This window comes from Streptomyces sp. NPDC059456, assembly GCF_042750055.1.
In the GTDB taxonomy this organism is placed as follows: domain Bacteria; phylum Actinomycetota; class Actinomycetes; order Streptomycetales; family Streptomycetaceae; genus Streptomyces.
This window is the reverse complement of sequence record NZ_JBHYVA010000517.1, coordinates 1-6167: the sequence shown is the minus strand read 5'-3', so window position 1 is coordinate 6167 and position 6167 is coordinate 1. Positions and strand designations below refer to the sequence as shown.

Below are 6167 nucleotides of genomic sequence, written 5' to 3'. Positions count from 1 at the left end.
GGCGCGGGCGCCCGCGCCCCCGCCCGCCCCCCCCCCCCCCGCGGGGGGCGGCGGGGGGGTGGATAGGGGGGGGGGGCCTCCTTGTGGGGGGGGGGGGCGGGGGCCCACCCCCCCCGCGCCCCCGAGGTGACCTGGGGTCAGTTACAGGTCGTGATGCTCAGGCTGCTGTCGCCGCAGAGCAGCAGGCTGGCCCGGCTGCCGCCACCGCCACCACCGTGCAGCGCGCCCTCGGTGACCTCTTCCTTGGGGGTTTCCATCGACTGCAGGTCGAGAAGCGTCATGTCCGATTCCTCTTCTGTCGGGTGGTGCGATGGGTCACGGCCCCGGGCGGGGCCGGCTCTGGGGCCGCCGCGGTGCGTCGCAGCGGCGGGAGGAACGGCAGGTGCGCGCGCCCGCCGGGCGCGGCGCTGCCGAGGGCGAGGAGGGCGCCGGCGGTGCCCGTGGCGAGGTCCATGGACAGGCGCATCATCTGCTCGCCGGGGAAGGCCAGATGTCCCTGGTACGGCACGGCGTGCCGGGCCAGCGCGTCGATCTGGCGGGCGATGTCCGCGGGTCCGGTGCCCGGGCCCGGGGTGGTGGTGCGGGCCAGGTGGAGGATCATCCCGGCGGCGCCGCGCAGCAGCCCGGGCTGGGCGTAGAAGGTCGCCTGCGCCGCCCGTACGATCTCGCGCCGGGCCCGTTCGAAACGCTCGTCGGGAGCGTGCTCCAGCCAGTCGTCGAGGACCATGCCGATGCCGACGCTGCCCTCGCCGAGGTAGGGCATGGTGCGCCAGCCCTCGTTCACCTGGAGGGTGCCGTAGGCGCTGGTGACGCAGCGGTCGAGGTCGCGGTGGAGCGACCGGGCGGCCTGGAGCAGCAGTTCCTTGTCGCCGGTGCGCTCGTACAGGCGCAGGAAGAGCAGGGCGGGGCCCGTGTTGCCGTACATCAGTCCGGCGCGGGCCGGCCGCTGTCCGGGCCGGGAGAGCAGTTCGGCGCAGTGCAGGGCCGCGGCGTGCAGTTCGCGCTCACCGCTCGCGGTGCCCAGTGCGTCCAGGGCCAGGCCGATGCCGGCGAGTCCGCCGTGCAGGTCGGGTCCCGCGCTCTGCCAGGGCTGGTGCAGCAGCCGCTCGGCGAGGGCGAGGGCGGGGCCCGGGTGTCCGAGCCGGTGCAGGGTCCAGGCGGTGCCGGCCAGGCCGTCGTAGAAGCCGAGCGGGGTTCCGGAGTCCGGTTCCCGGGTCCGCTCCAGCAGCCATTCCTCGGCTTCGGGCCAGGGTCCGGCGCCGGTCTCGGCGAGGGCGTGGAGCACTCCGGCGATGCCGTGGCCGAAGCAGGTGCCTCCGCCGGCGGACGCGAACTGGGCGATGTCGCCCGGCACGAACCGGTCCTCGCGCTCCGGGGTGGCGCTCGCGCGCAGCGCCGCGGTCATCGAGGCACGGGCGGCCGGCCACTCCCCCGGCTCGACGGGCAGGTACGGGCCGGCCGGTGCGGGCAGCCGGGCCGCCGGCGCAGCCTGCGGGGCGCCGGACAGGATCTCCTCGACGGCCTCGTCGAGGAACTGCCGCGGTACGGGGAACTGCGCGGCGGCGACGGAGGCCAGGTGGGCGGCCTTGGCCCGGTCCAGGACGAGCAGGCTGGTCAGCGGGAGGAACAGGGCGAGCCGCAGGCAGGCGAGGGCGTAGCGGTCGACGGAGAACCCGCGCCGCTCGGCGGGGGCGACGAACGCGGGGTTGGCCACGGTCTGCCGCAGCCCCTCGTCGACGTGCGCGGCGGCTTCGAAGTCCAGCAGGGCGACGGAGGGTTCGCCGTTCTCGTCCTCCGCCACCATGATGTTGAAGAGGTGGAGGTCGTTGAAGACCACGCCGCGGGCGTGCACGGCCTCGACGGCCTCGGTGACGCGCCGGTGGATCGTCAGGGCCCACTCGGTGTACGAGGCGAGCTCCGCCGGGTCGGGGTCCGCCTCGATCAGCGGGTGGCGGCGGGCGAAGTAGGTGTTGAGCGGTTTGCCGGCGAGGTGTTGCAGCACCAGGAAGTGGTGGTCGCCGACCGTGAACGTGCCGCGGACCGCGGGCACGCAGTCCAGGCCCGCCAGCCGTTCCAGTGCGGCCCGTTCGCGGTGCAGCCGGGTCACTGCGTCGGCGCCGTCCGCGGCGAGCCCGGCGTACGGGCGGGCCTCCTTGAGGACCACGGCCTCGCCGGTGCGGCCGTCCTTGCCGGCGTAGACGCCGCCGCCGTTGGAGAAGTGCAGCGCCCGCTCGACCGTGAAGGGGATCTCGGTCAGGGTGGTCGCGGAGCGCGCCGCGAGGTGCGGCTCCAGGAAGGCGGGCAGTTCGAGCCACTCGGGCGGCTGGAACACCGGTCCGCGCCGGTCCGGTACGAGCCGCCCGTCGGGGGTCTCGATCGCCGGGACCAGTTCGCCGTGCTCGTCGTAGCAGTGCCGCAGGGTGAAGCTGCCGTAGCGCAGGTACACCGGGCCCGCGCCCCAGCGCAGATCGCTGAGGACGTACGGGCCGGCCGCCCCGGCCAGTGCGGCGTCGAGGTCCTCCGCGATCCGGTGGCACTGCTCTTCGTCGGCCGGGTACACGGTGATGAACTTGCCGCTCGCCGCGCGGTCGGCGTACTTGGCGTTGCGCAGGTGCAGCAGGTACCGGCTCGGGATGAACTTGAAGGCGATGCGACGGTCGGTGCAGTACGCGTACACGGTCGTCAGCAGCGATTCGGCGTTGTCGAGCGTGGCCGAGACGTGGATCTTCCAGCCCTGTGCGGGCAGTTCGGCGTCGGTGGGGCGCAGCGCGAGCCAGTCGCCGCTGCGGTGCGAGCGCCACCCGGGCGGGACGGGGGCGAGCGCGGCCGGGTAGCTCTCACCGGCGCGCCGGTACGGCGCGTCGTAGAACCAGCGGTCGGCGTCGCAGAAGGCGGCGTACCCCTTGTTCACACCTGCTCCCTCGGTCGGCGGCAGACCCGAAGGTGTCATGTCCGGCCGATGCGGCGACAGTCACGTCTGTCACCGATGGGGTGTGCAGTACTCACGAGTCACGAGTAACGGGGTACCGGCCGCGGGGCACCGGTGACGGGTCAGGTGTCGCCCGGCTCCGCGGCCCTGCGCGTCCACCAGTGGCGCCGGCGCGGGTGTACGGCCCGCCCGAGCCGGAGGCCGATCAGCAGGTATCCGAGGAGCGCGCCGGCCGTGTTGAGGATGACGTCGTCGATGTCGAAGACGCGGCCCGTGACCAGGGCGCCCTGGACGAGTTCGACCAGGGTCATCAGACAGGCCGTCACGGCACCGACCCGCAGCAGCCCCCGCGCCGGCGGCAGCAGGACCGGCAGGAGCACCCCGAACGGCAGCCCGAGCAGCAGGTTCCCGCCCAGCTGGCGCACCGCCTCGGTCGTCGACGTCCCGTCCAGGTAGGCCCTGATCGAGGCGCCGGGCCGGACGTTGCCGTGCACGAGGGCCGCCGACGCGGCGGACGGTTCCAGCGTCAGCCGGGCCAGGACCACTCCGAACAGCACGGTCCCGGCGAAGGCGGTCACCATGGCCGACGCCCGGACCGCCGGGTGGGCCGGACGGCGTCTGCGCCGGGCGGCCGGCGCGTCCCCTTCCGCCGTCTTGCGTTGCGCGTGACCGTCCGTGCTCCGTCGTGCGTGCCTCCATGTCATGCGGGGGCGTGTACCCCGCCGGCCGCCCGGTACGCGGAGGGCCACGGGCGCTGCCCAGGGCGGGGTGCCGGCCACGGCCGGCGCCCCGGGTCGCGGCGGCACGGCGCATGCGGCCCGGCCCCGTCGGGCACGTGTGCAGCGTGACCGACATCCCCCGCACCGCAACGCACCCCGGCAGTCCGCCCGGCGCCGCCCTCGCGGCGCGCACCCGCGCCGAGCTGCGACGTACGGCCGTCCGCGTGTGGAGCGACAACCTCGCCGACCACGCGGCCGCGCTCACCTACTACGCCGTCCTGGCGCTGCTGCCCGCCCTCGTCATGGCGGTGTCCCTGGTGGGGCTGCTGGGCGGGGGGACGAGGGAGCGGCTGATCACCGAGCTCACCTCGTACGCTCCGGCGCAGTCGGCGCAGGTGCTGCGGGACGCGCTCGGCGGTCTCGCGGCGGACCGGTCGTCGATGTGGGCCCTGCTGATCAGCGGGGCGCTGAGCGCGCTGTGGTCGGCGTGCAGCTATCTGGCGGTGTTCCGCCGCGCCCTGCACACGATGCACGGGGTGCCCGACCGGCGGCCCCCGCTGCGTGCGGCCCACACGCTGCTCGTCAACGCGGCGCTGCTGCTGGTCCTGCTCGTCGTGGCCGCGGCCGGACTGGTGCTGTCCGGGCCGCCGGCCCGGTGGCTGGCGCAGACCGTCGGCGGGAACAGCCCGGACGCCATCGCGGTCCTGCGCTGGCCCGTCCTGCTGGCGGCCGTCACCTTCCTGGTGCTGGTCCTCTTCCGTACCGGACCGGCCCAGAGCCGGGGCACCCGCCGGGGCCTGCCCGGCGGCGTGCTGGCGGCCCTGCTCTGGCTGGCCGCCTCGGTGCTCTTCACGCTGTACACGGGGCTGGACACCTACGGCCGGCTGTACGGCTCGCTGGCCGGCATCGTGGTCTTCCTCGTCTGGCTCTGGATCGCCAACCTGGCCCTGCTCACCGGGGCCCAGTTCAACGCCGAGCGGGCCCGGGGAGTGACTGCCGGGCCGCCGCCGTCCTGATCCTCCTCCGCCGTCATCCCAGGTGGCCGTCCGCGGCCGGCCACCGGGGGTCCCGGCGCCCGCCGGACAGCCGGGAGCCCTCGATCTCCGCCCAGACGCCCTTGCCGGCGCCGTGGGTGTAGGAGCCCCACCGGTCGGAGAGCCGTTGCACGATGTGCAGGCCGTGGCCGCCGGGGACGCCCGGTCGCCGCCCGGCCCGGGGGCGCGGCGGCGCGGGTGCGCCGTCGAGGACGTCGATGCGCAGGGCCTCGCCGGCGGTCAGTACGAGCTCGTGGCAGCCGCCCGCGTGCAGGGCGGCGTTCGTCACCAGTTCGGACACGACGAGCAGGGCGTCCTCGGCGCTCTCGTGGCCGTCCCACCCCCAGTCGCGCAGGGTCCGGCGCGTGAAGTCGCGGCCCTTGCCGACCGCTCCCCGGACACTGCGCAGGCAGAGCCGGCGGCGCTGTCCCGCGACCGGCACTCCCGCACGCGTGGCGTTCTCGGCGGCTGCTCCCGTCATGTTCACTGTCGTCCTCGCTCCGGCTGTCGACGTTGCTGTCCCCGGACTCGCGTATGCCCGCCCGGAAGGCCCGGACACCACGGGCGGAGACTGCGGCCGCACCCGAAATTCGCATGATTGATCCTGATTCACTCGGGTAGGCGTAATACGCCCTGTACGTCCGAGGAGGGGAGGAGTCGATGGCCACCCCGAGCGGAGATCGCTTCGGTGTCGAGGTGGAGTCCCTCCCGGGGGCCACGGTGGTGACCCTGTCGGGAGAGCTCGACCACGACACCGCCCAGCCCCTGCGCGAAGCGCTGGGCGCCCCGTTGGAGGCCGGCGGCGGCGAACGCCTGCTGGTCGACCTGAGCCGTCTGGACTTCTGCGATTCCACGGGACTGAACGTGCTGCTGCACGGCCGTCTCGCGGTCAACGCGTCCGGCGGCTCCCTGGAGCTGGTCGGGGTGCACCCGCCGGTGGAGCGGATGTTCCACATCACGGGAGCCGACCGGCTCTTCCGGTTCCACTCCGATGTGGAAGCCGCGCTGACGGCACCCGGACACCCGTAGCGGAGGAGCTCCCATGAACGCGCGCCGGTCACCCGAGCTGACCCGGCGCCTGGTGATCGGCGGCGCCACGGACGTGGTCGGCCGGTGCCGCGAGTTCACCCGCAGGGCCCTCTCGGAGTGGCGCTGGCCGCGCCCCGGGGGGCCGGGTCCCGTGGACGGGCGGCCCCTCGGGGCGGAGGCCGCCGACGACGCCCTGCTCCTCGTCTCCGAAGTGGTCGGCAACGCGTGCCTGCACGCGGGCGGCCCCACCTCCCTGGTGCTGCGCTGTACGGACGAGCGGCTGCGGATCGAGGTGACGGACGAGAGCACCGCCGCACCGCGGCTCAGGCACCGGTCCGACCTGACCCGGCCCGGCGGCCACGGGCTGCGCATCGTGGAACGGCTCGGCCGGAGCTGGGGCTGGACGGCGGTGGCCGGCAACGGCAAGTGCGTATGGGTCGAGATCGACTCCCCGCC

Annotated in this window: 7 protein-coding genes; 3 read left to right on the top strand and 4 right to left on the bottom strand. The window is 74.8% G+C overall.

From position 1 onward, the window contains the following. Positions 1–137: 137 nt before the first annotated feature. The 3 genes from ACFXA3_RS32115 to ACFXA3_RS32105 all read right to left on the bottom strand — a co-directional run bounded on the left by ACFXA3_RS32115 (position 138) and on the right by ACFXA3_RS32105 (position 3633). Positions 138–281: a SapB/AmfS family lanthipeptide gene (locus ACFXA3_RS32115; protein WP_030162116.1), complete on the bottom strand. Its 144-nt coding sequence runs from the start codon at positions 279–281 to the stop codon at positions 138–140. Beyond that, complete coding sequence (gene lanKC / locus ACFXA3_RS32110; protein WP_385192543.1) at positions 278–2911, bottom strand: class III lanthionine synthetase LanKC; 2634 nt, start codon at positions 2909–2911, stop codon at positions 278–280. The genes ACFXA3_RS32115 and lanKC overlap by 4 nt, the downstream gene beginning before the upstream one ends. Positions 2912–3051: 140 nt before the next feature. Further along, positions 3052–3633: a VanZ family protein gene (locus tag ACFXA3_RS32105; RefSeq protein ID WP_385192540.1), complete on the bottom strand. Its 582-nt coding sequence runs from the start codon at positions 3631–3633 to the stop codon at positions 3052–3054. A 140-nt stretch (positions 3634–3773) separates the two neighbouring features. On the opposite strand from ACFXA3_RS32105, the gene ACFXA3_RS32100 reads away from it, so the two are divergent. Next, positions 3774–4664 carry a YihY/virulence factor BrkB family protein gene (locus ACFXA3_RS32100; protein WP_385192538.1) on the top strand — a complete coding sequence of 297 codons (891 nt, stop codon included), beginning with the start codon at positions 3774–3776 and terminating at the stop codon, positions 4662–4664. Between the two features lie 13 nt (positions 4665–4677). Here the strand turns inward: ACFXA3_RS32100 and ACFXA3_RS32095 are convergent, their stop codons facing one another. Further along, positions 4678–5163, bottom strand: a complete 486-nt coding sequence (locus ACFXA3_RS32095; protein WP_385192536.1) for an ATP-binding protein — start codon at positions 5161–5163, stop codon at positions 4678–4680. 179 nt (positions 5164–5342) lie between these two features. Between ACFXA3_RS32095 and ACFXA3_RS32090 the strand changes: the two genes are divergently transcribed. Next, the gene (locus ACFXA3_RS32090; protein WP_385192533.1) at positions 5343–5711 is read left to right on the top strand and encodes an STAS domain-containing protein; all 369 of its coding nucleotides are present in this window, start codon (positions 5343–5345) and stop codon (positions 5709–5711) included. A gap of 13 nt (positions 5712–5724) precedes the next feature. Further along, positions 5725–6167 (top strand): ATP-binding protein (locus tag ACFXA3_RS32085; RefSeq protein ID WP_385192531.1); only part of this gene is annotated, 443 nt, incomplete at its 3' end.